Below are 26630 nucleotides of genomic sequence, written 5' to 3' on the forward strand. Positions count from 1 at the left end.
CGCCTCACTTTCCGCCCTGCATCACGAGCGTGAGACGCCCGTGATCGGGAAGGCTTGGATCGTTCGCCATGCGCGCAACCTGGAACGGCCCCACGGGAATGGCGCCTTGTTGCAGCCATGTCGAAGTCCGCACACCCTGTGGCTGGAACACGGTGGCGGTGACGCTCGCCACACCCGCCACCGCGCGCGCCGCCGCATAGAGCGGGCTCAAGTAGACGGGCTGCCCCAGCTCGAACCTGCCGGGCGCAAAAAAAGCCGGCTGGCCGTCGGGCAGGCTGCCGCTGCCCAGTGCGAGCTGAAGCGCCTTTTGCACGTCGCGCTGAAAATAGTCGGGCGCCACGCAGATCGTGAGCGAGATATCGAGCGACAGGTAGTCCGGCCCCTCGATCTTCAGGTCCTGGCCCGCCAGCCGGAAGCGGTTCACGTAGCGCGTCAGCGCGCGGCGCAGCGCAGGTGTGAGCACGCCCGCGCACTGCGGCTCGGCGGTGATGAAGACGGTGTACCAGCTGCCCGTCCAGCGCAGTGCCGCCACCGCGTCCTCGACCTGCGTGTTCGCTTCGGTCACGTTGGCGTAATCGGTCATCGTGATCGCGCGCTCCTGGGTCATGAACGCCTGCGGGGCGCGGCGGCGGATCTGGTCGTTGGTCTCGGGGTCGACGCCGCCGCTTGCGGCCAGCGGGTTGCGGCAGCCGATCACACGCGGGTCGGCGGCCAAACCGACGATGGTGTCGGCGCCCACGTTGCCAGGCGTGCCGTTGCCGATGCGGCCGCACGCGGTGAACGTGCTCAGGCTCACGGGGGCGCGGCCGTTGGTGCCGTCGCCGAAGCGCAGGCGCGCTGTGCCGTCCGTATCGGTTTCGACAACGAACACGGTGTCCTCCGGACCGTTGCCGAGCAGATTGGGGCTGGGCGTCCACGTGCTCTGCGTGCCCTCGAAGGTGCTGACCAGCTGGACGGCGGGCACGCTTGCCCGGATGTCGTCCTGCATCAGCGCTCGCGCGGAAAGTGCCGGATTCGGTTCGTCTTCGAAGCTGCGCACGGAGAGCAGGTCGGAGGCATCGCCGAAGGTCGTCGCGACGTTGGCAAGCGAGACACCGTTGAACTGCTCGACCACCACCGGCACCTGCACGCCCACGCCGCCCGACGCGGGCTGAAACACGAGCACGAGGTTGAACGTGTCCGGCTGCGAGATGTCGTCCTGCGCAAGCACGCCGAACATCGGCGGCCACGTCGTCGGCGGCGTGGGCTGGACGACGAGGAACGTCGCGCCGCCTGCGTCTTTGAGCGCGACCGTGCCGTTTGAGGATAGTTGAGTTTGCGCGAGCGGCAGTGGGGAGGGCGTCGCGGCCGGCGGCGTGAATCCGGGCGCCACGGCGATGAAGCGCGAAAGCGCCGCGATCTGCTTGAGCGCGTTGTTCGGCGCACCTGCCGTGAGCGTCAGGCCTGCGAAGCGCTCGATCACGACAGGCGCACTGACGCCCACGGGTCCGCCGGGCGGCGCGAAGATGACCGACAAGTCGAAAGTCGCAGGATTCAATGCATTGCTTTCCGTTAGGATCGCGAAATATTGAGGCCAGTCGCCCGGCGCGTCGGGGCTCACCATGAGGCAGACGAACCCGTTCGCATCCACGAGGCTCACGTAGCCGTTCGGCGGCAGCGGCACCGGCCCGGGCGTGACCGGGCTGCCCGCCACCGGCAGCGGGATCGCGTGGGTGAGCGGGCGGCCTCGCAGCGCGGGGCGATAGCGTACCGGAAACGGCACGCCGGCCTGCGGCGTGCAATGCCGCGCGGCGGAGGGCGGGTGGTACAGCGCCGGCTCGGGCACGTCGGGTAGTGCCTCGCCTGGCATCGTGAGCCCCTGGTCGGCCAGCACGACATTGCCCAAAACCCGGCTCACGCCGGTCAACGTCTGCTTTTGCCCCGAATCGTCGAGAAAGGTCGACGAGAGACAGACCGGGAATGGCAACGCATCGTCGTCCGACCAGCGGATTTCGGTGACGGGCGTCGGCCGTTGCAGCGGGCCGGTAATCGGCGCGCCAGTGCCTTGCTCGAAGAGCGGGTCGACGAGCGCCGCGCCCTGTGCATCCTGAGTCGCGACTTGAGTGAGTCTCACCGCGCAGCGGTGGCGAACGTCGGCGTCGGCGGCGTTGCCCGTTTGCGGCCCCAGGATCTCCTCGAAGACGAGCACGTCGCCGGGCTGCAGGTTCGGGTAGGTGCCGAGCAGCGTCGCCGTGGTCGCCCCTTTGGGCAGGCAGCAGTTCGTGTCGCCCCAGGTGTAGAAGGCCATCTCGTTGTGCTCGGGATGGAGGTTCGCGTCCTGCATCGGCTCGAACGCCACCACGCCCGCGTCAAGCGCCGCCTGTTCGTTGCCGGAGCCCGGCAAGAGCGTGGGCGGCATGTTGGGCGCGACGGTGTAGAAGCGCGTCGCGCGATGGTCGAGAAACACCGGCACGCCGACCTGCACGCAGATCCACGCGCGCGCATTGCAGCCTTCGCTGACCGTGTAGTCGACGAGCAGCGCATGGCGTCGCAGCGAGATGCGGCTGCGCGCGGTGAGCAGGTAAGACTCGGTCGTTACGGCATCCTGACGATAGCTGAAATGATCGCCGACATAGGCCAGCAATTCGGCCAGCACCACGCCGATATCGGCTTCGGTGCTGGCCTGCCACGCAGGCAGGAGCTGGTTGAGGCGGTCGAGCAGGACCGTGCGGAACGAACCATAGTCCTTCGCAAGATAGTTGATCGGCGGCGGCGCGGGAGCGTCGGGCGGGCAGGGCGGCTCGAGCGGTTTGCAGTCGAAGTCCGGGCCGCACTCCACCTTGAACGAGAACGCCACGCTCGCGAGTTGCGGGTCGAAGCCTTTGAGGACTTCGGTCACCGCGAAGACGTCCCCGGAAGCCTGTGTGGCGTTATTCACGAGGCGCAGCGTGTAGGGCGAAAAATCGCCGGCTACGGACGTGCGGATCACGAGGACGTTCGCGGCGTCGGCAAGCGAGCCGAAGTACGCGGCCTCGGCGGCGCTCGCTTCGGGCGGCGCGGGCAGCGCGGGCGCGACCCACGCGGCGGTGATGCCGGTGACGCGCTCGCCGCCTTCGATCAGCACGTTCGAAGGGACGAGTGTGGCGGGCGCGCGCTTCAGGCAATGCACGAGGAGTGTCTGCTGGCGCGGACTGCCGAGCGCAATGGCCGCGTGATCGAGCACCTCCAGGTAGTCGATCCCGTTAAGCGTGGGATTGGATGCGATCGCGGCCTTGCGGTGCTCGTCGCAGCAGGCGTAGATCATGAGCTCCCTCCGTAGACGAAGGTCTGCACCTGGGTGACGCCTGTGGCGAGCGGCGCATAGGTGACCGTGACCGTGAGCACCGCGTCCTGCGCCACGACGGCGACCGAGATCACCTTGATGCAGCCCGACAGCCACTTCTGCAAGGCGCCCTGTACGGCGAACTGGGTTGCGGCCGCGATTTCCGCGCTGTTCGGTTCGAACGGCAATTGCAGCAGGCCGCTGCCGAAGTCCGGCAGGTTCACGCGCTCGCCCGGCGAGGTGAAGAGCACCTGCTCGACCAGTTGATACAAGTACGCGTCCAGCGGATCGAGCGTGCGGCCGCGGCTATCGAACTGGTACGGGAAGTTGACGTTCATGGCGTGGGTTTGCGGGCTAGGTGGCGATCACGAGCGTTTGCGCGGAAACCGGCAAGAGGGGCGTGCCGGTAGGCGCGCAGACCGACGTGCCCGAGAGGATCGCGACGGGCTGGCCGTTGGAGAACACCTGGGTTGCGCCCACGACCCACTGTCCCGTCACGCACGGTCCGTTGCCGGCGGGCGGCGCGAACGCGCAGCCCGCCACGGCGTAAGGCGCGGCGATCGTCGAGATCGGCATGCCCGAGACGAACACCGTGGCGCTCGGCTGGGTGGGCGTGGCCTGCCCGCCGTGCGCGCAGGTGACGACGGCACCCACATGAAGAACCGGTCCAGGCATGGCGAAGCCTCCACGTTGCAGGGTTGGCGAAACCAGGCGCTTAGCTGCCGACCACCGTGAGCGCACTTTCGTTGATGGCGACGGCGGGCCCGATGAGCGTGATGGTCGCGCCCTGGCCGTTGCTGATGTAGATGCCCGACGAATTCACGACGATCATCGCGCCGCTCGCGTCGCGCAGCACGATGCCGCCGGTGGCGGGCGTGGGTGCGCCGTCGCTGAGCGTGACCGAGTTCTGGCCGCTCGTTTGCAGCACGATGTTCTGGCCGGGCGGGATCGGCGGCGGCGCGATCGCGAAGACGGGCACGTCCGCGACGAGGCCCCAGAAACCGCCGGTCCAGATGGGGTAGTCGGGGTTGCCCTGCTCGAACTCGATCCACACCTGCGAGCCGATGGGCGGCACGAAAAAGCAGCCGGCCTGCGAGCCGGCGGCGGGCAGGCAAGGCATGCACCAGCTTGTGGGCGTTTCGCCGCAGACGTCGGGTACCTGCGCCGTGATGCGCCCGATCTGCAACGGGTCGATATTGACGAGCACCGTACCGCGATACTTGCCGTAGTAGCGCGTCGGCGCCTGGGACGAGCCCGTGGGGACTGTGCTCATGGATTCACCGTTTGGACAGTGGAGACGAGGCCGTTGCGGGTGAGCGTGAAATTCTGCTTGTACTCCCCGCGCTTGATGTGATGCGTGACGCTCTTCACGTAATACAGTCCGTCGAAGGCCGGACCCGCACCGCGCACGCCAACCAGCTTGCGCGCGCTCAGCACGCCGCCGTAGCGCGTGACGTCGAGGCTGCCCTCGCAGGTCACGGCCTCGGCGTTGCGCGCGGCCGCGGCGAGGCCGAGCATGATCGCCTGCGGCAGCGGCAGCTTCGAGGCGTCGTCGCGAAAGGGTTTGAGGTCGGGCGGGATGAGGTTCGTCGGCAGCGGAGGAATCGCGCCGAGCGGCGGATTGAGCGGTGTGATGGGCGGCATCGGCAGTGGAATGCTGATGCCGGTTTCCTGAATGTAGGCGTACACGAGCGGCAGCTTGTTCTTTTCCTGGTCGAAGGTGAAATGGAGGTTTTCGACATTGGTATAGGCGTCCATGTCCGCGCTGAGCGCGGGCTGGACGGCGCCCACCTTGATCTGCGGCCCCCAGTAGGCGAGGCTCGAACCCACCGCCGGACCGGGCTCGATATAGAACACGTAGCCCACTTCCTCGGCCATCGTGCGGATGTACTGAAAGTCCGTGCCTTGCTGACCCGGAATGGCGTCGATCGGCAGCGACACATCCACCAGCACGCTAGGGATGATGAGCGGCACGAGCCCATAGAACGCGTACTTGGCGAGCAGCAGCGCCACGCGCGCCTCGCGCGGGCACGCCGGAAACGGAAAGCCGCTCAGGTTGGACTGGTCCATGATCGCCGTGAGGTCGCGGCCCGTGATGGTGAGCGTGGAGTTGGAGCCCTTGTCGCCCGGCGAGATCTGGTTGTTGGTGACCACGCCGTCGATCAGCACGCTCGCGCCGCCGTTGACGGTGGCGACCAGCACGCAGCGCATGAACAGCAGCGGCAGCCCCCCCGTGAGCAGAAACAGGATCTGCAGCGGCGACTCCTTGTCGATGCTGAACACGAGCTGGAAGCCGCTCGGGCCGGTGTCGTCCACCTTGACCTCCACGGAGGCGAGCGAGTCGAGCACGGGGCGTGGCACGGCCACCGGCACGACCGGGCCCATCAACAAGGAGAACTGAACGCTCTTAAGCACTGTTGGCTCCCGGCACGCCTTGCGGCGTGGTGATGGCGAGCACGCGGCCTGGCGTGGCGACCAGTTCGTGCGGCGCGATCGCGCCGTTCGCGTCGCAGATCAGCCAGAACAGGAGCGGGTCGCCGAGGTACTTCGCAGCAATGAGATCGAGCCGGTCCTGCTGATGCACGGTGTACTGGTTGATCGTCGCGAAGTTCGGCGCGCCAGGCTGCGGCACGATGCGCCGCGCGAGATACGCAACGCACTGGCCGTCGGGCGCGGTGTATTGCAGCGTGCCGTAACCGCAGTAGCGGCTATCGGTGGGGAACGTGACGGGCGGCACCACGCCGAGCCGCGTCATGGCCTGGAGCGGATAGCTCATGATGGCAGTCCTCCGAGACCGAGCACCGTGAGCGCGGGCATGGCGGCCTGCGACGCGAACTGCTCCTTGAGCGTGAGATAGGACATGAAGAGCCGGCCGCCGGGGTGAGCGAAGCCGAGATCGTCGATGTTGAGCACGCGCATGCTAAGGCTCACCTTCGCGCGGATCGGATTGAGCGCGACGTCGAAGGCCTCCTCCGTGACCGTGAACTCCGTGAGACGCACCGGCAGCACGCGGCTGCGGCTCCAGACGAAGAGCGTGAGCGGCTGCTCGAGCGGGATGATTTCCAGCGTGCCCGCGTTCGCCATGGCGTCGTCGGCGAGCAGCGTTTCCACGCTCGGGTTGATCAGCATTTCCAGTTGCGCGAGTTGCGGATGCAGGCCGTACTGCGTGGCGAGCGGATACTGCTGCGGATATTCAAGCTGGTCGGTGGCGTCGAACTCGGCGTCGAGCTTGATGGTCTCGACCGCGGGGCCGCGCAGGCGCAGGGCGTCCACGCGCGCGCCGTCCTGCGTGCCCGGCGTGCTCTGGATCTGCAGCGTGCGAGACAGCGAGTCGGGGTTGTACTGCAGCGCAATCACGCTCTGGACCACCGATGTGTCCGGGTCCAGCGTGACGATGCCGCCCTGGACGAGGCGGGGGGCAAGCGGCGTGGCGGTGGGCATGAGCGTGTCTCTCCGTCGTTCGATTCATCTGGACTGCGCTTGTCTCGCGTTGCACGCGCGCGAGGTCCTGTTGCTGCCGTTCACGCGATCAAGCACTCTGGGAGGCCGCCGTGGGGTCGAGTGAATTGCTCGCGTCGATGTCCATTTGCTTACCTTTTTCGTCCAGCAGCGGCCCGGAATCCACTTTGAATTTCCCGTCTTCGTATTTCGCGGGCTTGACTGTCCAGCTCAGCTTCACGAGGCGCGCTTCCGCGCTTTCGGGGCTTTTTGGCTTGACGGGCGTATCGGCGTATTGCGCTTGCACGGTGTAACGGAGGTAGCGCTTGCCCGTGCCGATCGCTTTCTTGAGATCGCGTTCGACGCGCCGTTCCATGGCCTGGTTGGTGCTGTTCGTGATCGGCATCATGTTCTTCCATACGCCTTGGCCACCGAGCCGCATGCTCAACAGGTGTCCGCGGACGTAGCTCTTGCGCTCGAGCAACTCGGTGCCGAGGTCGGTCCAGATCGGCGGATCGTGGCTGCGGTCCGGTTCGGAGCCCACCTCGTGGTCCGCGCTCAGATACGCGGCGACTTTCAGGCCGCCGCCGAAGCGGTGAGTCCCGGAGTAGTCCGGCTTCGGCGCTTTGGGCGCCGCATTGACGGACTTCAGGTTGCCGAGCCGCTTCGCCAGTTCGGCGAGGGCTTCCTGCGCCTTGACTTCCGTGGGGTTGAGCTTGTCTCGCGGCCCCTGACGCCAGTTCACCTGCTGCGCCAGCGCCAGAATCGCATCCGTCTCCTGCTTGCTGGCGTTCACGTCCTTGAGGAACAGGCGCAGGGGAGACTTGTCGCTGTGAACCATGATTTCGTGATGCCCCGCGTCGCCTTCCACGGTCAGCTCGTGCGCTTCGCCGCCCACCGTCACGGGCACGGGCTTCTTCCACCAGTCGACCACATAGGTGAACGCGCCTTTGCCTTGCTCCCACAACGCCCGGCCTTTTTCGATAATGAAGTCGAAGACCTTATTGACCGCGCCGGTGACTTTCTCCTCGATGCTCTTGATCGTCTTGCGCACCTGCTCGCTCACGTTGCCGAGGCCCAGCACGCCGGCGAGAAAACGCAGCACGAGCGGAATCGACGTGGCCATGGCCTGTTCGATCGCATTGGCGGCTTTCTCGATGTTGCCGTTCGCCACTTCGGAGACCGAATCGACGACGGAGGTAACGAGCGCCTGGAGCGCCTTCGCCTTCTCGATGAAAAAGTCGACGACCTTGTAGACAATCGTGATGACGTTGATCAGCCCGGTGAGCGGCGTGAACATGCCCGCTACCTTCTCCACGCCCGCGACGACCAGTTTCGTCACGACCCAATCGCGCACCGCATTCATGACCGAGTCGGCCAGATCTTTCGCCTTGCTCAAGATCAGGTCGGCCGCCGCGCCCAGACCGTTCACGTAGATGGCCTTCACCACCTCGAAGGTCGTTTCGAGGAACTGCACGGCGGGCTCGCCTAGCGCCTCGATCAGGCGTTGCTTGAACTTGCTGTAGGTGAGGCCCAGCACGCTGAGGATCATGCTCACGATGCCGGCCGGATTGAGTGTTTTCGGCAGCGTGATCTTGATCTCCCCGAACAGCCACTGGACGAGGCCTTCCTTGAGGTGATCGAGGATGTTCTTGCCGAACTGCCCCACGCCCGCCTTCACGGCGTCGATCAGGTGGCCGATGAAGGCACCCGGGTCCGCGAGGATCAGCTTGATGGTATCCCGGCCCTTGCGGAATACCTCGATGATGCCGCTCGCGCCGATGGTTTCCAGCGCGGCCTCCACGACGCATTCCATCGCCTTGTGGATCGCCCGCGAGGCCAGCAGCACCAGTTTGTCGAACGGCTCGCGCAGGATCTGCTCGGCATCGCCGAACGAGCCACTCAGGAAGGCGTCCTTGGCGCGCTTGAACACGTCGAGAAAATAGTCTTCGTTGAGCTTCAGTTGCTCGAACTCGGCGGTCAGCCAGTCGTACGCGCGCTGGAAGGCCGCGACGACCTCCTTGAGCCGATCGAGGACCTGCTGCCCTTGCGGAACGAGCTTGAGAATGGCTTCCACGAGGCTCTGCGCCGTGCGGTTGAACGGCGCGCCGCTTATCGGGTCCTTGCCGAGCACGAAGCAGATCAGCGGATAGACCGGCTGCGTGCGCACCTTGGAGGCGACCCACTCTTTCAGGCTGGGCAGACTGATATCCCAGGAGCGCTGAACCTGGCGCGGCGCCGCGTGCATGAGCCGCTGGTGCCGGCGCTGCGGGCCGCTTTGCTGGACGACGTGGGCCAGCTCGTGGGCGAGCAGGCGCCGCCCTTCAGTCGATGCCGGCGCATAACGCCCTTGTGCGAACACCACGTCGTCGCCCACGGTGTAGGCCTTCGCGCCCAGCGTTTTGGCGGACGCGGCGGCGCGCGCGTCGGTATGCACGCGCACGCGGGCGAAGTCGAACCCGATGCGGCTTTCCATGAAGCGGCGCGTCTCGCGATCGAGCGGGCGGCTTGGCGAGTTGAGCGCGAGCACGACCTGCGAGAAGTCGGCTTCGGTTTCGACCGCGCGCTCGGCCTTGCGCTGTACGGGCAGATCTTCGCGTTTCTTCGTTTCGGCGTCGGTGGCGTGCGTGAGCGCCTGCGCCCCGGACGGCGCCGCAATCGGCTTGAGTTCCAGCGTCTTGTCGAGCAGCGTGGGCGGCTTCGGCTTGAGCGGCGACTCAAAGGCGGGCAGACGCAGTGCGGGCGTCGCCGTTGCGGCGCCGCTGCCCGGCTGCGCGGCGTGCCCGGTCTGCGGGGCGCCGCCTTTGTCGGGACGGCCGATCGCCATGAGCCGCCGCATCGTCCATGCATTCACCGCGTCGCTCAGCGCGTCGGGCTTTTGCGCTGCGCCGCCGGGGTGCGCGGCTGGCGAGGTCGGCGCGTGCGCGGCGGCCGTGCTGCCGCCGTGCTTCGCGCTCGCTTTGCCGTGGAAGCTCAGGGTGAGCATCGCCGACGTGGGGTGATTGAGCGGCCCCTCGACGCTCACGTGCAGCGAGAGGCCCGGATGCACCCGGTCCAGCGGTATGTCCGGTATGCCCACGGGGAGCGGCTTGTGCGCGGCGGCGAGCGCCGTGACCGCGCCGAGCGCGGCCGCGCCCGTCACGACAATGCCGCCGGGTGTCGAGACGAAATCCTGTGTGGCCTTGACGGCGGGATCGTCCTTGAGCATTTGCACGATGCGCCGGCCGGTCGCGGTTTCGAGAAACGCCTGCGCGAGCGTGCCGAGGATATCCGCGCCGTGCGCCGCCTTAGGGGCAGGCGGCTCCGCTGCGCCGGTCACCGGCTGCCGCTGGATCGTGCCGAAGCCCGATGCCGCCAGCGACCACTCGGGCAGGCGCGTGCCGTTCATCACACGTTCGGCTACGCGGTCCGCTTCGGCTTCGAGAGCGTCGCCGGGCTTGCTCACGCGCAGGCCGCTCGTTTGCGCGCGCGAGCGCGACGACGCGGCCGTATCGGTATCGAGCGCGAACGCGGCGCTGCTCACGATCGCCCCCCTTTGCCGGTTCGCGCGCCGCGCTTGCTCACGCTGTCGCCGATCCCGCGCGCGATGCGCGCGCCCAGCCTGCGCGCGCCGGCGGGACCCGGCTCGCGCGTCAGCGGGCCGAGCCGCAGCACCGGCGCATGCCGCGACACGGCGAGCGTGAACGGGCCGCTTGGCATGTGCGCGAGTCCGCTCGCCGGATCGGCCAGCACGCGCGCGAGTTCGCGGCGCAGCGCCGCGACCAGCGCATCGCGCTCGGCGGGGTCGAGTCCATGCAGCGTCACGCGATCGATCGTCACGATGATGCGGCTCATACCCATCCCCTCGTTTCCACGGCGGCGAGCGGCCGGTCGATCTTCGCGGCTTCCATGCGCGTGGCGCGCAGCACGTGCGCCATACCCACCGGCTCGCCGCTGCTGGCCGCGAGAAATGCGGCGTTCAGCGCGATATTGCGGATGTTGCCGCCCGCCATATTCAGGTTGGCGAGGCGGCCTGGCTGCAGGCCGCGGGTGGGGGTGCCCGCCGGGAAGATGCGCGACCAGATGGCCTCGCGCTGCGCCGCATCGGGATACGGAAAGTCGATCATGAAACGCAGGCGCCGCTGGAATGCCTTGTCGATCGATGTCTTCAGGTTGGTCGTGAGGATCGCGAGGCCCTGGAAACTCTCCATGCGCTGGAGCAGATAGCCCACTTCGATATTCGCGTAGCGGTCGTGGCTGTCCCTGACTTCGGAGCGCTTGCCGAAGAGCGCGTCCGCTTCGTCGAAAAGCAGCACGACACCGCCGCTTTCCGCGGCGTCGAACGCGCGCTTGAGGTTCTTCTCCGTCTCGCCGATGTACTTGCTCACCACCGAAGAAAGGTCGATTCGGTAGAGATCGAGCGCAAGCTCGTTCGCGAGCACCTCGGCGGCGAGCGTCTTGCCCGTTCCGCTCGGCCCCGAGAAGAGCGCGGAGAGGCCGAGGCCGCGCCGCCCCTTCGCGGCGAACCCCCAGGTCTCATAGACCGTCATGCGATGGCGCGACTGCATGGCGAGCTCGTGCAGCATCTCGCGCTGCAGATCCGGCAGCACGAGGTCGTCCCAGCCGGCGCGCGGCTGGATGCGTTCGGCGAGGCCCTCCAGGCTCGGGCGGGCGAGCGCGCGGCAAGCGTCCCAGATCTTCGCGCGAAGTTGCGCAGGGTCGCCGGGCTCGGCGTTTTCGCCTTCGTCGCCATGGGCGGCGGGCGCGGCATCGAACGCTCCGATGGTCGCCGCGCCAATCGCGACGATGCCTTCGGCGCTCAGCCGGAACTGCTGCGCGACGTCGTCGAGGATGCCGTCCACTTGCGTTGCGCGAGGACCGAGCGCGGCCTCCCAGATCTGCCGCTGGCTCGTGGGGCCGGGCTTATTGACTTCGACATGCTCGAACGCGCGCGCGAGCCGCAGCGGCTCCCGGCTCGCGATCACGAGCGCCGGCGGCAGGCCGGCCGACAGTTGGCGCGCCGCGGGGCCGGGGGGCTCGTCGCTCCACTGCAGCAGGAGAACGGCGGGCTGCAGCAACGACTCGCGCGTCCACAGACGCACGAACTGCTCCGTTTCGTCGCCCGGCGGCGGCGTGTCTTCGTGGCGCAGCACGTACAGCGCCACGCCCGCTTCGTGCGCGAGCACGGCCGCCACGTCCTCCTGGCCCGCTGGATCATCGCCCCATAGATGCAGCGCGCGTGCCGCCTCGTCGCCGGGCAGCGGACACGCCGTTTCGCGCACGATCTGCGCATGTTCGCCGGCAACCCAGGCAGGCGCGGTCTTGCGATGGAGTACCGCTCGCAACCGTTCGTCGATCTGGTTCACGCCCGCGAGATAGTGCAGCACGCGCTCGTCGATACGCAGCGGCGCTCGCGTCACGCCATAGCCGGGTTCCATCTCGATCAAGCGCAGGCGCCGCAGCGGCCGCGAGGGAGCAAGCGCGCTCCAGTGCGGCTCGTCGAGCACGGCCAGCGCGAGCGCGAAGGTCACGGCGCGGCGTTCGGGCTGGCCCGAGGCCCGCTCGCACAGCGCAGCAAGCGTCGAGTCCATTTCCACGCCTGCGCAGAGCAGCAACAGCGCGCGCTCGAAGGGACTCAGCGCGCAGCGCTGCGCGAGCGTGTCGATGGCGGCGGGCGGGTCGAGCGGCGCGGACGGTTCGATCGACAGGCTGGCGGCTGCGTCCGCATAGTCCGGTGAGGCGTCGGCGAAGCGCTTGCGCAGCGCGGCGAACTCGCCCACGAGATACGCCTGATTGCGCTCCTCCCAGGACGCGCATGAGCGTGCTGCGGACGATGCGAATGGAGTGGGGCCGCTCATACCGTCACCATCGGTCCGACAAAGGCTGGCGGGTGCACGCTCGTGTCGATCTGCACGAGGCTCGACACACCGTCGACCACGAGGCGGCCGAGCAGCGGCGCGGCGTTCGGCAGGCTGGACGGGAACAGGAAGTCGACCGTGCCCGAGGTGGCGAGGAACGTTTTCGGATCGGGCTCCACCGCAATGTTGAAAGGGGGATTGGCCGTGTTCGGCAGCGAGGTGAGCGCAAGCGAGACGCTCTGCCCAGGCGAAGCGGGCGGCTTGAAGCTCACTGTCACGCGCAAGGTGGCCGCGGTGGGGCCCGGCACCACCGTGGCGTTCTGCGTTGCGAAAGTCGGCGCGAGCGCGAGCGGCAGCGTATTGGTGGTATGCGAGACATTCCCTTTCGCATCCACCGCCTGCGCGCTCAGCGTGTAGACGCCGGCAGGCTGCGTCACGCCCGCATCGGGCACGAACGAGAATGACGTGGCCGTGACATTCGCCGCGGGCACGCTGTACGCAATGCCGTAACGCGGATTCGAGAGCAGGACAGTCGTAATCGCGCTCAGGAACTCGCCGGTCACGTCGACCTTGTCGGTCGAGAGCGCCGTGAGCTGACCGTGCGGCGGCGTGACGGCGAGGAGTTGCGCGGCCTGCGCCGGGTCCACGTGCAGCCGGCGGTGCAGCACCGGCAGGGCTGGGCTGGCGGGCAGCGCCGGCTCGATCAGCACGACCGAGGCCTGGAACGGAAACGTGAGCCGGTAGTCGGCCTTCAGCGCGGTCCAGAGCCAGGCCATCTCTTCGCGGCCGAGCGTGGCGGGCGTGATCTTGATCATCTCGATCTGGTCGGCCAGCCCGCAGTGCGGGAGGCCCTGCCACAGCGGACTGTTGAGGCTCTGGGTGGGCGTCGCCATGCTCGCGAGCGCCTTGGCGATATCGGCGCGCACCAGCACCGGGTTCTCGTGCAGCACCGTAAGCGCACAGCCGAGCAGCGCTTCGGACTCCCAATATTGCGATCCGTACACCGTCAACAGATAGTGCAGATCGAGCGCGAGCGGCGGGCTGGAAAGGCGTGTCTGACCGTCGGCGCTCATGGAGGGCAGGTCGACATTGCGCCATGCCGCGTTATGGGTGACCTGGTGCAGGAACAGGTTCACCTGCGCTTGCTGATCCTGGCTGCTGCTCTGGCTCGCCTGCACCTGGTCGGGCGCAAGGCACGACACCGTCACCGGAATCGAGGCGAACGGCGAGTCCGGTTGCGCGTAGGCGTTGCGCAGAAAGTCCTGCAGCACCGCAGTGACACCGGAGAGGGCGAGCCCGTTGCTCATCGCGACCCTCCGTTGTGCCGCTTCAGATAGTCGTCGAGACTCGTCGCGCGGCGCGCGGGCGGCCCGGCTGGGCGAACCGGGGCAGGCGCCGTCGCCACGACCTCGACGCGGCCGATGTGGATCTGGATCTCCGGTGGCGCGGCGGCGCTCGAGCGGTGTAGCGCGCCAGCAGCGGGCGCGGCGCGGCGCAACGGTTCATGCGGGGGCTTTGCCGGTGGCGCGGCGACCGGTGCCGTTCGCAATTCGCTCATGCGAGCGGGTGCCGGTTGCGGCTCGTGCGACTGCCACGCGGGGACAAGCCGTGCCGGCTCAGGCGTTTCCGGCGCCGCAAGCAGTACGGTCGGCTCCACGGATTGAGCGGGCGCCCCGCGCGGACCCTGTGTGTCGGCTAACGCCGAGTCGGGCCGTACGAAGGCGGTCGGTGGCACGACAGGCGCCGGCTCATCACCAAGGTCCGCACGAGCCGGCGCGGGCGCCAGCAGCGATTCGTTCGGACTGCCGTCGAATGGGAGCTCGGCCACAGGCCCCGAGCGTAGCGGTGCGAACCGCTGCATTGGCGCCACCGGCGATGGCGCGCTCGCTGCGGCCGTGGTCTCCCCCTCGTCGCGCGCGCCGTCGCCCGCAAAGGCGCCAGGCGGCGTCGCGCCGAACAACGACCCGACCAGCGGGTGCAGGGCTGGCGCGGGCCGCGCGACGCTCGCCGCGAGACGCTGCAAATACCCCTTCATGTGCGCACCATCTCGAGATAGCGGGCCCGCCGCGACGCGTTAAGCGCGAGGATAGCGGCCTCGCTCCATCCATACGCGCTCGCGAGCGTATGAATCTCCCAGAGCAATCGCCTCGCCTGTGCTTCCATTTCCGCCCAGACAAAGGCGGGCAGGTCGAGGCTTTCCTGAAAGGACTCGCCGCATGCGGGGCAGTCGAAGTCGAGCACGATTTCGGCCAGCGGATCGGCGCGCGCCAGTGCCTCGCCAATCGCCTCCACCTGGGCGTCGCTCCATGCGCCCGGCGTCCCGGCCTCGTCCAGCCAGCATTGCTCGACGAGCCGCCGCGCGGCTTCATCCGCATCGTCGATCGCGGCGATGCGCGCGAGATCGCGGCTGGTGGGCAGGCGAAACGCGGCGCCGCCCGACTCGACCGCCTGGGCGCCCGTGGCCACCGGCGTTTGCGTGATGGCGTGCGCATCCAGTTCGAATTCGAGCGCCTGCGCGCACTGCCGGCACGCCGTCCAGCCGCGCAGGCGCGCGCCGAACGAGGCGCAGCGCCACTGCGCCAGCGCGCGATTGCGCTGGCCCAGCGGCCAGTCGGCCACGCTCTCGCCCTGGGTCTCGGGAAACGCGGCATGGATCGCGAGCAGCCCTCGGTCGATGGGATGCAGCGCGTGCCCGCGCTCCCACAGATCGAGCAGCTCGGCCTGGCTAAGGGTGCGCATATCACGTGACGGCGGCGCTGAGTGTCGGTTCCTGCGGTTCGGACACGCTCGTGTCGCGCTCCCAGCCCTCGTTCTCGAGCTTGATGTGCTCGATGGCGACGGCGTTCGCATTGGCGTCGAGATCGGGGAGCGCCTGATACTCCGAGACCCAGCAGCGGTAGATCTTGTACGCGATCACGAGCTGCCCGGCCTCGTTGTAAAGCTCCAGATAGATGTCCTTGCGGAAATTGGCGAGCGACACTTCGGCGCCGAGCGCGGCATTGAAGTTCCAGACGAGGGCCGCCCAGTCGTGAAAGCGCATGTCCTGCGTGAGGCCGCCTTCGAGCGTGATGGGTTCGTACTTGTTGCGTCCAGGCGAGCGGTGCGCGGTGGAGGGGTCGCCGCCCGCGCGGTGCTCGACCACTTCGGTGCTGCGCTTGAGGCTGCTCACCTTGCTCACGCCCGCGACGTACACGCCGTCCCACTTCACGCGGAACTTGAAATTCTTGTACGGATCGAGGCGCTTGGGATTGGCGGGGAAGAGTGCCATCGTTCACCTCATCGTTCAGGATGACTGATTATTGATCTGCTGTATCTCGATCACGAGAAATTCCGCGGGATTGAGCGGCGCGAAGCCTACCTGCACGGTCACGATGCCCAGTGCGATGTTCGCGTCCGTGTTGATGTCCTCGTCGCATTTGACGAAGTACGCTTCCTGAGGCGTCGTGCCCGCAAAGGCGCCTTGCAGGAACAGCCACTGCATGAAGGAGCCGATATTCAGCCGGATCTGCCCCCAGAGCTTTTCGTCGTTCGGCTCGAAGATGACCCACTGCGTGCCTTCGTACAGGCTCGATTCGAGAAAGAGCGCGAGGCGGCGCACCGGAACGTACTTCCATTCGGAGCCAGCCTGGTCGTTGCCCGCGAGCGTGCGCGCACCCCAGACCACTTCGCCGTACACGCGAAACAGACGCAGGCAGTTGATCGCCTGCGGATTGAGGCTGCCGTTCTGGTCGTCCGTGAGCACGTATTGCAAGCCGCTCTGCCCGGTCAGGCCCGCGGAGATGCCGGCCGGGGCTTTCCAGACGCCGCGCGTGGCGTCGGTGGCGGCGTAAATGCCGGCCACGAAGCCGCACGGCGGAGAGAGCTTCGAGTTGCCAGGCGAGAGCGGGTCGGGTGCCGAGACCCACGGGAAGTAATAAGCGGAATTGCTCGCATAGGTGCCGGTGATGCCGCCCTGCAGCGTGCCGCCCGGCGCCGTGCCCAGTGGGCCTTGCGCCTGCAACGCGGATTCGGTGGCGAGCGGCGGCGCGTCCACGATGTACAGCGCGCGCTTTTTGTTGCAATACGCCTGCAGCTGCGAAATGGTCGCGGTATCCGTTTCGCCGGGCACGCACAGCAGATTGAAGATATCCACGGTGTCGAGCAGGCCAATGCCGCCGGAGGGCGTATTGAGCAGCACGTTCTCGAAGTTCGCATCCGTGGCCGGCGTGAGCACGGCGCCGTCCGCGCCGCCGCCTAGCGGCACGGGCGGCGTAGCCGCGGGCGTGCCGGTTGGCGCGACGATCGCTCCGCTCACCGGACTCACGAACGTGATGTAGTTCGACGTGTTATCAATGACGTTGACCACGTAGCGCGGATCGGTCGGCACGACAGAGAGATTGAGGAAGCTTTCGAGCGTCGTGACGCGGCCGTTGCTCGCGCTTCGCTGCACGATCAGGTTGAAGTTGCTGTTGTTGGGTTGCAGCGTCACGCCCACCATCAGCGTATTGCCCCAGACGCCGGGATTCGCCGCGAACAGCGTAAGCGGCGCGCCCGCCGCGTTGGCGACGACGTTGCCACCCAGGGCTTGCGCGAACTGCGGCGGCGAGACCGACCAGGTTGCCGACGTGCTGACCGACGCACCGGGGCCGTCCGAGTAAGTCGGGGTCGCCGTCAACTGCACCGGTTGGCCCGGTTTCAGCCAGGGCGGTACGGCCGGCGTTGTCACTGCGATCGATTCGAGTTCGCGCAGCGTAACGGTGACGGGTATGCCGGCGCTATCAGGCACAGTCGGCCATTTCGCCGTCACGACCGCGGTGCCCGGACTGCTGCCTGTAAGCAGACCGGTGACGGTAATGCCGGCTGTGCCAGCCGGCGTCACACTCCACGTCACGATATTCGTGAGGTCGGCCGTGCTGCCATCGCTGTACAGCCCGGTCGCCGTCATCTGCTGCGTCTCGTTCTGCGGCACCGACACCGATGCGGGAGAGACGCTGATGCCGCTGAGCTTGGGCGCGGCCGAGACAGTCAGCGTGGTGGTGAGCGTGACCAGCGGATTGGCCGTCGACGTCGCTGTGAGCGTCGCGCTGCCCGCATTCCCTGGTGTGACGACGCCCGTGGCGGTTGCAACGGAGGCAACCGTACCGTCGCTCGACGTGATAGGCCAATCCGCTTGCGGCAACGCAACCAGTTCCGTCGGCTTGCTGGATTCGTAGCCGTATACCGCGAACTGGATCGCCGGCCCGCTCGGCACCGTAGTGGCATTCTGCGGATAGATCGCCGGGGAAAGCACGGCAGGCGGTGCGATGGTGATGGTGGCCGACGCGGGCGCCGTGCCGCCGGGTGCGCTCCATGGAAGCACCGCGTTCACCTGCACCGTCGTCCCTTGCACAGCATTGATGGGCGCGGTGAACAGACCAGGGCTCTGGGGCGAGAGAAAACACTGGGGGGGGCCCCAGCCCACCTGGGCGGTGAGATCCTGGGTGACGCCGCCATACTCTCCCGTCGCGCTCAGCGCGAGCGTTTCGCCAGGCGCGACTTTGAGCGAGCCGCCGGGGGCGTTGATCGCGAGCTTCGAGAACAACGTGTTGACGACCTGAATCGCGAGCGTGCCGGACACCACACCCGATGCGTCCGTCGCAGTGACCGTGCCGTTTCCACTGTTCATCGCCGTGACCACGTTGCCTGCGATTGACACCATCCCTGCCGGGAGCGATGTCCACTTCACGCCGCCCAAAGCGGGTTGCTGGCTGTTGTCCGCATACGTTGGAAGCGCTGAGAGCGTCATGGTGGCGCCCGTCGGCATGGGCGGCGGCAAGACGGTTAACGGTGGTGTGTACCCGGCCGGGAGATTGGGTTCGACCGCAATGGCCGTGAGCGGCGGCGCGCCAATGCCCAGCGTGATGGCGCCGGAAACGTTGCCTATCGTCGCGGTGACGGTGGCTTCCGGATAACCAATACTGTTCGAAAAAGCCGTTGCGCAGGGTGCGGGCGCGCCGCTTGCCGCCGGAAGCGTGCCGTCCCAGACGAGCCGCACGATATAACACTGCGTGCCGCCATTGAGGAAGAACTGGCTTACGCAATAGCCAAGCTGGCTGCGCGCGTCGAGCCCGCCGAACACGGCAGCGTACCCAGCCCAACTCTGCACGAGCGTGGCCGCGTTGACCGGCCCCTGTGGCGCCCAGCCGACGAACGCGGCAATCGATGTGGCCACACCCGTAATGGTGTGGACCCCGCTGGGGATTTCCTCGATATAGACGCCAGGATAGGTGAGCGTGGACATGAAGACATCCCCTCATTGCGTAGCGCGAGATCGCGCTGTCGCGGCAAGGTTGCGTTCCTGCGCAGCGTGCTGCACAGAAGTTCACATACCGCTATGTGACGACGCGGTATTCAATGGATTTCACTCAAGCAAGAATGCAAACAATATAAAGGAATGCTAATTAGATTGTTTGCTCGCGTCAGACTCCTGTATGCCGGGAAGGCGGAACATACACTGTGCAGATGCGGACGAATCCCTTTGGAAGACGGCACACGTTTGCAATTGTGCGCCGGTTCGGCAAATGGGCAATAAAGCCAAATAGGATGGCGTTACGCTGCCAGGCGAATGACGAGTTGGCTTATGCTGCCGATTACGTGCGAATCTCTCGATGGTATTCAGAATTACCTTAGGCGAGCGCTTCCATAAAGTAAAGCTTGGCAGGCGATCAGGCAAAGCGTGTGTCGAAACCACGCTGACCATGCGCACTTGCGCTGGCCTGATAAGCGCCTACACTCGATTCTCAGCATTGCCAGACACGCGGTGAAGAGGATGCGATGGAATCGATCCGATACGTCGGCGAGACACCTCCGGGGACTCGCGCCTGTGCGCGGCGTGAAGCGAGAAGGGCACACTTCAAGCAGGCCAGGGCGCTGACGATTCTCGCCATTTTCGTTTCCGCAGCGAGTACGGCGGGCGAGCGTCCGAACGCTGTGTTGCAGGCTTCGGGCGATGCCGGTCAGGCCAATCTGACTAAAAAGGAAGCGCCTGCTCATGTCGCGCAACCATCGCCTGGCGCGCAATACGAAACCGCACCGACCGCAGTTTCGGCCACGGGCATGCAGCCGCCCGCGCTCGGGGAGGGCGGGACGGCGAGCGCCGCTAGATCGGCGGACGCACCAGGCGCCGGAGCAAATGCAACGCGCGGGTCGACATCGGGTTCGACGGAACGCGTCGACTGGGCGCGGTTAGTCGTCGTCTGGTTCACCGAAATTGCGCGAATGATCCCGTTGTTATTCACGGGATTGGTCCGCCTGATTGCGATTGCCGCGGTGGGTACCGCGACATTTCTCTTCGCTCGCGGGGCGCTCAAGATTTTCACCAATCTGCTTGGCACGCAGGCCGATCCGTTTTCGTTTCGGCGTCACTGGGGCGGATTCGGCGGGGCGTCGTCATCTGGCTGGTATATCTCCCCTGCGCTGATTCGCCTGCTCGTGGCCGTTGCGCTTGCGGTTGGCGCGGTGCTCATGGGGCTCGCCGCGCTCGAAGCGGCGTTTATGCCGGTGGAACAAAACAGTCGGCCCGCGGGTGCGGCATCCGCGGCATCGACAGCCAATGTTGCTCACCAGTAGCGGGCGATCATGGTCATTCGCATCAAGCCGATGTACGACCCGCTCAACCCCGGCGGGGACGAACCGGTCATCACCATGCGCTCGGAGACCAACCGGATTCTGGAGCACGAGTTGCGTCGATACTGCAACGGCCAGATTCAGGGGCGCTCATTCCTCATCGCCGGGCATCGTGGCGCGGGCAAGACAACCATGGTCGCCGACGTGGTTCATCGGCTCATGCTGGAGAGCAAGGCGAAGCGCACGAGAATGCGGCCGTTGCTGGTCGTACTGCACGGTCCGAGTCTGTTTCTTTCGCTAAGCGAGTTATCCGACGATGATATTGACGGCGACGCTGCCTCAGCGCCGGCCACCGCGCAAGGCCAGCAGATAGCCGGCCGCGCGGAGCCTGACGAAGGCGCGCGGGAAGCGGCGCCGACAGTGCCCGCAGACGAGCCATCCGCGCAGACGGGCCGCGAGCGCGAACCCGGCGCGCAGTCGCAAGAGACCGCCGTCACTGGCGGTGGCGAAGCTCCGGCGCCGGAGCGTGCCGCCGCAAGAGAACACGACGACGCGGCAGACACCGTTCCGACTGATCGCAAGGTCGTCACGGATAGCGTCGAGGAACATGCTCAGCGCGCGTTGGAGCAAGTAATCCTGGGCTTGCATCGTGCCGTCGTGCGCGAGTATGCGGCCGCGTTTCGAACGTGGGTTCTTGCGAAGATCAACGACCCCGCACCGGTCGCTGGAGCGGCGGCGCAGGCGGGGGACGGGCGATCCGGGTCGGGTAACGAATTGATGCAAGACGTCGCGGAATGGACCGAGCTAGCGGCACAGTTCGAATTGGAATTGATAGAGGACCCGTCCGCCATTCGCTTACGCGAATTCTATGCGGGCGTCGGCGCGCTTTCGACCGGCATTCTGGGCGTGCCCGGCCGCAGCGAAGATGGGCGGCAGCCGGTAGCGGATCAGGGTGCGCGGGAACTCATTGCGCTCACTGGCCTTTGTATGGCCCATCAGCGAATCTCGGGCGAGCTCAGCGAAACTGACCGCAATACAGCGACCGACACGCGTGAAACGCACACCGAATCGAAATTTGCCTGGCAGAACGAAAATCTGCTCAAATCATTCGCCAGTATTGCTTCCGGTGCGCTTGTCATGGGAGGCGCGGCGGCCGGGCAGCACGCGCTATGGGCCGCCACGCTGCTCGGACTCGCGACGGCCGTCGGGGCGTCGATCGTGTTCAGGCATTCGTCGTCGTCGAAGACGCGGCAGGAGCGAGAGATCGAGCGCACTTTCATTCCGGATCGAACGCTGCGAACGTTGGACCGTGTATTGCCAATGCTTTTGCAATGGCTGATGAGCGCAGGCCTTGCGCCGGTTCTCGTGATCGACGAACTGGACAAAATGGGCGAGCTGTCGTGGCGCCTGGAGGCGATGGTGCGACATCTGAAGAAGCTGATGGCGGAAAACGTATTCTCGTGCTTCCTGACCGATCGTGGTTATCTCGAACTTGTCTCGATGGGCGAGCGGGACAAGGCCTATGCGAAGACTTATTCGTATTTTTCGCATCCGCTATTCGTCACCTATGAACCCGGCGATCTGGACCAGTACATGTCGAGCCTGTTCGATACGTCGGGAGACTCTTCCGCGATGATCGATTGCGAGGTGCTCAAATGGATGCTCCGGCACCGCTCGCAAATGCATGCACTCGCCTTGAACCGCGAGATCGCAGCGATTCGCAACGACGCCGGCAACATTGCCATAGCGGATGGCGACGTCAGGACCTTACCCGTGTACAAGATTGACGTCACGTTGCAGGTTGCCATTGAACATCGCCTGAAGAAGGACGATCTCACGGGCTGGCTGATGCAGCAGCCCAGAATGCGTCTGACGATACTGGACGCCCTCTATTTCATTTCCCGCGAATGGCGGCGCGGCGCCGAGGAAATCGACCTGAGCGGGAGCGGCCTCGACCGGTTGTGGCAGCAGCTCGAAACGCGCATGAATCTCGCCGAGGTGCGCAGGCCGCGCCAAAACCGCGCACATTCTGGTCAGCAATCGGGCGCATTGACGGGCGACGACAAACATATTCTGTGCACTGTGGTCAAGGACCTGGCGCTCGCACTCTCGGCGGACATGCCGGAGTTTGCGCTGATCAGCGCGGTGGCCAACCCGACTCCCGATGACCGGACACCGCGCGTTCCCGCTCCGAACTCATCGGTGCTTGACGCCGTGCTTATCGGCAATGCCTCCGTGCTCATTCAGGTCGACGGCTCCAACACGCGCTTTCGGTTCCGATACTCGCAGTCGGGTAACTTGCGAGAGAGCGTGCCAGCCCAGCCGATCCAGCCGTTGCCTCCGGGCGGACTCCCGGCGACGGGCGGCATTCCGGAGCAAGGAACGCCGGCGGAGCCATTGTCGAAGTTGGAACAGCTTCGCAACTTGCGCGACACGTCAACGCAATTCGCCGCTTTCCTCGATAACTTCGAGGACGTGCTTCGGCCCATATTGTTCAGCGAATTTACGCCGGTGCAGCCGAAGGGCAGTCTTTACCGGTACCTGGCCGACGTGATAGGCGTGCTGCCGACAACGCCGGCGTGGTCGTCTGTCTATTCCGGCAGGGTGCGTCTCGATCAAGCGGTCTATGGGCAAGGCAATCCCGCCGCACTGGAAGTCGATCTCGGCGCACTGGAGCAGTTCGTTGACATGATTCGCACCAACGCCGGCTTGATTGCACTCGTTCTCGGCACCGCCGCGCAACTCACTGCCCTGAGTGGCACTAACAAGACGCAGAACGATCTAACTTGGGCGCTTGACGCGTTATCAACCGGGCTGAAGTTCCATCAACTGGATTCCGCTGGCCTGCGCGCCGTCGTCGAGGAATTTCGAAAGGATCTGCAAAAGAGGGTGGACGGACTAATCGAGGTTCCGAATCTTGCTGACGGCTACTCCCCGGAACCGGCAGTTCAGATCAAGCGGACCGTTGAAGAATGGTTGCCCCTTGCGCAAGCAGCCGGGCAGAAGTTCGATTGGCTCGCAGCAATCAGGAGAGCTTGGGACAATTTCAGCATGGATTCCAGTGGCAAACTGCTTTTCGCGGCACAGGTCGACCTGATCATCAGCATTGCGAACCGCAGAGGACCCGCGAACCTGTTCACCGTGAATCCATTCGAACCGTCGCTGGAAGACTGGACAACACTCGTGCGTATGACACTAAAGAGCCGCGGCCCCCCGTTTCCCATGCCGGGTGACGAGGCGCCACCGGCCGTCATCGCGCTTGCGTTGCGCATGCTTGGATTCCATCTGGTCACCCGCGATAGAGCTGAACCCCTTGCGAATCTGTTTGGCCGGGAAACGAGTGCCGCCTTCGAAAGTCTGGTTCGCACGGCGGGCGATGGGCGAGGCATGGTCACGTCAACAGCCGAGCCTTACGTCGATGAAATAGTGGTCGTCCTGTCCGCTGCACCGTTCACGACGACTCAGAGTTGGACCGCGCCGCAGCAGCGTGCAGCGATGCTCGTCATGACGAGCACTGCGTTATTCGCTTCCTCGCAGAGCTTTCTCGAACTGATGGCGCTGGCGGGAAAAATTCGCCTTTGGTGGGACGGTTCACCGAGCCAGGCCGACCGGGAAGTCGCGCAGAAATTCTTCACTGACGGTGTTCGGGCCAAACTCTTCGAAGAATCTCCGTCAACGCCGCCCCCGTACCCGTGAACCTGGTGAAACCTTGTTGCGGCGGCGATCTGTTTTCATGACACCTGGTTTTACATACAAACAGATGCGTCGTGATAATAATACTTATCGCAATAGCATGATAGTAGATCGAGATTTCGTGAAAACCTCGAGCCTGTTCGATGCCCGGCGCCTGCGCATGATTCGCTTGACCGACGTGAACGACACGGTGGAGTGCGCGGGGCCGGTGCAGCAACGAACATGTCGCGCCGGCACACAGCATCCACGTTATGGCTTGATGAACCTCAGCGTCATGCGATCCGACTCCCCAATCGCTGCATAGCGCGCGCGGTCAACGTCGCCGCCCTTGTAGGTGGGCGGCAGCGACCAGACGCCGTGCGGATAATCCTTGGTGTCTTTCGGATTCGCGTTGATCTCGCTGCGTGCGGCCAGCACGAAGCCCGCGCCCTGCGCATGCTCGATCACGTACTCTTCGGTCACGTAGCCGCTGTCGATCATTTGCTGCACGGTCGTGCCACGCCGCGCGCGATGCTCCTCGACGCCGAGCACGCCGCCGGGTTTCAATGCGACATAGAACGCGCGCAGGTTGTCGTCAATCTGGCCGTCCTTGATCCAGTTGTGGATGTTGCGGAAGGTGAGCACCACGTCGAACTGGCCTTGCGCCTCGAAACCCTTGAACTCGCCTGCATGCAAGGTGCCGACCTTGACGTTGCCATAGAGCGCCGGGGTTGCCGCGAGCTTGCGCAAGAACGCGGCGTCGGTGTCGCGGTCTTCGGCGGCCAGTTCCGCTGACGTGCTGATGTACTGGGCCTCGTAAAGATGGCCGCCATCGTGCAACCACGGGGCCAGGATGTCCGTGTACCAGCCGCCGCCCGGCGCGATTTCGAGCACCGTTTGCGTGGGCTCGACGCCGAAGAATTGCAACGTCTCCTTCGGATGCCGATAGACGTCGCGCGCTTTGGCCCGCTCGCTACGGGCTGGACCAGCGATCGCGGCATCGAGTGACGTGGCGGCTGCGGGTTGCGTCTGCGCACTGTGCACGGCCTGCTGTGTGGATGTCGCACACCCGGCCGCAAAGAGGGCGAGAGACGCCGCGGCGATGGCGGCAGTCCGTTTCAGTGCAAGGTGTGCGAAGACGCGATGGCGTTGGACCGGAATCATGGGCGAGAGGGGTGGGTTCTGGATAGTCCACACGATACCCGGTTACATGCGCTCGCGCTGGCCAGCCGGTTTGCCGATCCCATGTTTAGCATCGTTTTGCGTGGCGTATTGCACGCCGTCGCACGCCTCGCGCGGCGGCGCTCGCGTCGCCGCCGCGATGGCTTTAGATGACGTCGCGCGCGACGCTTGCCACACGCCCCTGGCGCATGGGCACTATGCCGCGTAACCGGGATTGTGCCGGTCGAGCCGGCGCAGCAGTCCAGGCCAGGCGAGCGCGCCGGGGCTGACGCCCCGCGTCACGGTGGCGATCTGCTGCCGGATGCCGTTGAGAATCGGCTGGGCGATCGGCCGAAGCTTCGAGCCACCCGCCTGTGCGCGGACCTGAATCATGCACGCCGCCTCGAAGAAGTACATCGCGACGAACGCATCCGCCGGGCTCGCGCCGACGGTCAGGAGACCGTGGTTGCGCAGCATCAGATAAGTGTTGTTGCCGAGGTCGCGCACGAGCCGGGGCTTCTCGTCTTCGTTGAGGGCGATGCCCTCGTAGTCGTGATAGCCGAGCGATGCGAGCACGCCGAGCGACTGCTGGGAAAGCGGCAGCAAGCCCGCGTCCTGGGCCGACACGGCCACACCGTTGACCGAATGCGTGTGCATCACGCAGAGCGCGTCTTCGCGCGCCGCGTGCACCGCGCTGTGAATCGTGAAGCCGGCCGGATTGATGTCGTAAGGCGAGTCGGACACTTTGCGGCCTTCCAGATCGATCTTGACGAGCGAAGACGCGGTGATCTCGTCGAACATCATCCCGTACGGGTTGATCAGGAAATGGTGCTCGGGTCCGGGTACGCGCGCGGAGATATGGGTAAACACGAGGTCGTCCCATCCGAACAGCGCGGTCAGGCGGTACGCCGCCGCGAGATTGACCCGCGCTTCCCATTCGGCGGCGGAAACAGCAGGCTTCAGGGTGAGATCAGATGCGGCCATATCGAGTCTCCTCAATCATTCGGTCTGGACAGCTTCGGTGACGCCTCATGGCCGGGTGTCCCCTCAAGGCACGGCAGGCAGCGCAGGCGTAGACGAATGATCGCTCAAATCGGGCGCAACGACTGTCGGCTAGTCGACAAGCCGCTCATGCTCTGAAGCACGATGCTCAATGAGTGAAACGACGCGCGACGCCGTGCGCCGCGCGTCGAGGCGCTTACTGGTTGCCCATGGGCGCGCCCGCGCTGCTGCGGACTTCGATCTTGCTGGTCACGTTGCGCACGCCGCTCACGCCCTGTGCCACTGAAGTAGCGAGCGCGATTTGACTCTCGTTCGCGACCACGCCGCTCAGCGTGACGACGCCGTCACGCGCGCGCACGCGGATATAGGTGGACTTCAGTCCCTGCTTGCGCGCGGCGCGCAGCGCCTGGCGCACGCTCGCGGCGAGTTGCTTGTCGGTTGGCGCGGAGGCGGCCGCAACGGGCGCGGCCGTCGCGGCGGAAGCGCTTGAGGAAGCGCTCGAGGCAGCGTTGCCGCCCTGCGCATGCACACTCGCGCAAACGGCGAACAGCAGGGCGGCGGCAAGCCGTACGGAATGGCGAATCGTCATGTCGTTTCTCCCCAGTCAATGGATGATGTGTCGTGATGTTCGAATC

20 protein-coding genes are annotated in these 26630 nt (G+C 65.9%); 2 read left to right on the top strand and 18 right to left on the bottom strand.

The window, feature by feature from the left end:
* Window positions 1-4: 4 nt before the first annotated feature.
* The 15 genes from FAZ97_RS31170 to FAZ97_RS31240 form a co-directional block, all read right to left on the bottom strand.
* A complete protein-coding gene (locus FAZ97_RS31170) occupies window positions 5-3283 on the bottom strand; it encodes a putative baseplate assembly protein (RefSeq protein WP_158762638.1) in 3279 nt (1092 codons plus the stop codon).
* Window positions 3280-3639 carry a GPW/gp25 family protein gene (locus tag FAZ97_RS31175; RefSeq protein WP_158762639.1) on the bottom strand — a complete coding sequence of 120 codons (360 nt, stop codon included), beginning with the start codon at window positions 3637-3639 and terminating at the stop codon, window positions 3280-3282. The genes FAZ97_RS31170 and FAZ97_RS31175 overlap by 4 nt, the downstream gene beginning before the upstream one ends.
* A 16-nt stretch (window positions 3640-3655) precedes the next feature.
* On the bottom strand, window positions 3656-3976 hold the full coding sequence (locus tag FAZ97_RS31180; protein ID WP_158762640.1) for a hypothetical protein: 321 nt from the start codon (window positions 3974-3976) through the stop codon (window positions 3656-3658).
* Between the two features lie 40 nt (window positions 3977-4016).
* Entirely contained in the window at window positions 4017-4574 is a 558-nt protein-coding gene (locus FAZ97_RS31185) for a phage baseplate assembly protein V (RefSeq protein ID WP_158762641.1), read from the bottom strand.
* Window positions 4571-5716: a hypothetical protein gene (locus FAZ97_RS31190; RefSeq protein WP_158762642.1), complete on the bottom strand. Its 1146-nt coding sequence runs from the start codon at window positions 5714-5716 to the stop codon at window positions 4571-4573. The genes FAZ97_RS31185 and FAZ97_RS31190 overlap by 4 nt, the downstream gene beginning before the upstream one ends.
* Window positions 5709-6077, bottom strand: a complete 369-nt coding sequence (locus tag FAZ97_RS31195; protein WP_158762643.1) for a LysM domain-containing protein — start codon at window positions 6075-6077, stop codon at window positions 5709-5711. Before FAZ97_RS31195 ends, FAZ97_RS31190 begins: the two co-directional genes overlap by 8 nt.
* Complete coding sequence (locus FAZ97_RS31200; RefSeq protein ID WP_158762644.1) at window positions 6074-6742, bottom strand: hypothetical protein; 669 nt, start codon at window positions 6740-6742, stop codon at window positions 6074-6076. The genes FAZ97_RS31195 and FAZ97_RS31200 overlap by 4 nt, the downstream gene beginning before the upstream one ends.
* A gap of 88 nt (window positions 6743-6830) precedes the next feature.
* Window positions 6831-10262 carry an eCIS core domain-containing protein gene (locus FAZ97_RS31205; protein ID WP_158762645.1) on the bottom strand — a complete coding sequence of 1144 codons (3432 nt, stop codon included), beginning with the start codon at window positions 10260-10262 and terminating at the stop codon, window positions 6831-6833.
* Window positions 10259-10573 (bottom strand): hypothetical protein, encoded by a 315-nt coding sequence (locus tag FAZ97_RS31210; protein WP_158762646.1) that lies wholly within the window; start codon window positions 10571-10573, stop codon window positions 10259-10261. The genes FAZ97_RS31205 and FAZ97_RS31210 overlap by 4 nt, the downstream gene beginning before the upstream one ends.
* Entirely contained in the window at window positions 10570-12576 is a 2007-nt protein-coding gene (locus FAZ97_RS31215) for an ATP-binding protein (RefSeq protein WP_158762647.1), read from the bottom strand. The genes FAZ97_RS31210 and FAZ97_RS31215 overlap by 4 nt, the downstream gene beginning before the upstream one ends.
* Entirely contained in the window at window positions 12573-13883 is a 1311-nt protein-coding gene (locus FAZ97_RS31220; RefSeq protein ID WP_158762648.1) for a DUF4255 domain-containing protein, read from the bottom strand. Before FAZ97_RS31220 ends, FAZ97_RS31215 begins: the two co-directional genes overlap by 4 nt.
* Window positions 13880-14611, bottom strand: a complete 732-nt coding sequence (locus FAZ97_RS31225) for a hypothetical protein (protein WP_158762649.1) — start codon at window positions 14609-14611, stop codon at window positions 13880-13882. Before FAZ97_RS31225 ends, FAZ97_RS31220 begins: the two co-directional genes overlap by 4 nt.
* Window positions 14608-15315, bottom strand: a complete 708-nt coding sequence (locus FAZ97_RS31230) for a hypothetical protein (protein WP_158762650.1) — start codon at window positions 15313-15315, stop codon at window positions 14608-14610. Before FAZ97_RS31230 ends, FAZ97_RS31225 begins: the two co-directional genes overlap by 4 nt.
* 1 nt (window position 15316) lies before the next feature.
* Complete coding sequence (locus tag FAZ97_RS31235; protein WP_158762651.1) at window positions 15317-15844, bottom strand: phage tail protein; 528 nt, start codon at window positions 15842-15844, stop codon at window positions 15317-15319.
* 15 nt (window positions 15845-15859) lie between these two features.
* A complete protein-coding gene (locus tag FAZ97_RS31240) occupies window positions 15860-18835 on the bottom strand; it encodes an Ig-like domain-containing protein (RefSeq protein WP_158762652.1) in 2976 nt (991 codons plus the stop codon).
* Between the two features lie 533 nt (window positions 18836-19368).
* Here FAZ97_RS31240 and FAZ97_RS31245 point away from each other — a divergent pair.
* Window positions 19369-20163, top strand: coding sequence for a hypothetical protein (locus tag FAZ97_RS31245; RefSeq protein ID WP_158762653.1), 795 nt, complete (start codon window positions 19369-19371; stop codon window positions 20161-20163).
* Window positions 20164-20172: 9 nt separating this feature from the next.
* Window positions 20173-23856, top strand: a complete 3684-nt coding sequence (locus FAZ97_RS31250; protein ID WP_158762654.1) for a hypothetical protein — start codon at window positions 20173-20175, stop codon at window positions 23854-23856.
* 246 nt (window positions 23857-24102) lie between these two features.
* Here the strand turns inward: FAZ97_RS31250 and FAZ97_RS31255 are convergent, their stop codons facing one another.
* The 3 genes from FAZ97_RS31255 to FAZ97_RS31265 all read right to left on the bottom strand — a co-directional run bounded on the left by FAZ97_RS31255 (window position 24103) and on the right by FAZ97_RS31265 (window position 26584).
* Window positions 24103-24996 (bottom strand): class I SAM-dependent methyltransferase, encoded by an 894-nt coding sequence (locus tag FAZ97_RS31255; RefSeq protein WP_158762655.1) that lies wholly within the window; start codon window positions 24994-24996, stop codon window positions 24103-24105.
* Between the two features lie 213 nt (window positions 24997-25209).
* Window positions 25210-25977, bottom strand: coding sequence for a class II aldolase/adducin family protein (locus tag FAZ97_RS31260; protein ID WP_158762656.1), 768 nt, complete (start codon window positions 25975-25977; stop codon window positions 25210-25212).
* A gap of 214 nt (window positions 25978-26191) precedes the next feature.
* On the bottom strand, window positions 26192-26584 hold the full coding sequence (locus FAZ97_RS31265) for a BON domain-containing protein (protein ID WP_158762657.1): 393 nt from the start codon (window positions 26582-26584) through the stop codon (window positions 26192-26194).
* Between the last annotated feature and the right edge of the window lie 46 nt (window positions 26585-26630).

The sequence above is a fragment of the Paraburkholderia acidiphila genome, from assembly GCF_009789655.1.
Classification (GTDB): domain Bacteria; phylum Pseudomonadota; class Gammaproteobacteria; order Burkholderiales; family Burkholderiaceae; genus Paraburkholderia; species Paraburkholderia acidiphila.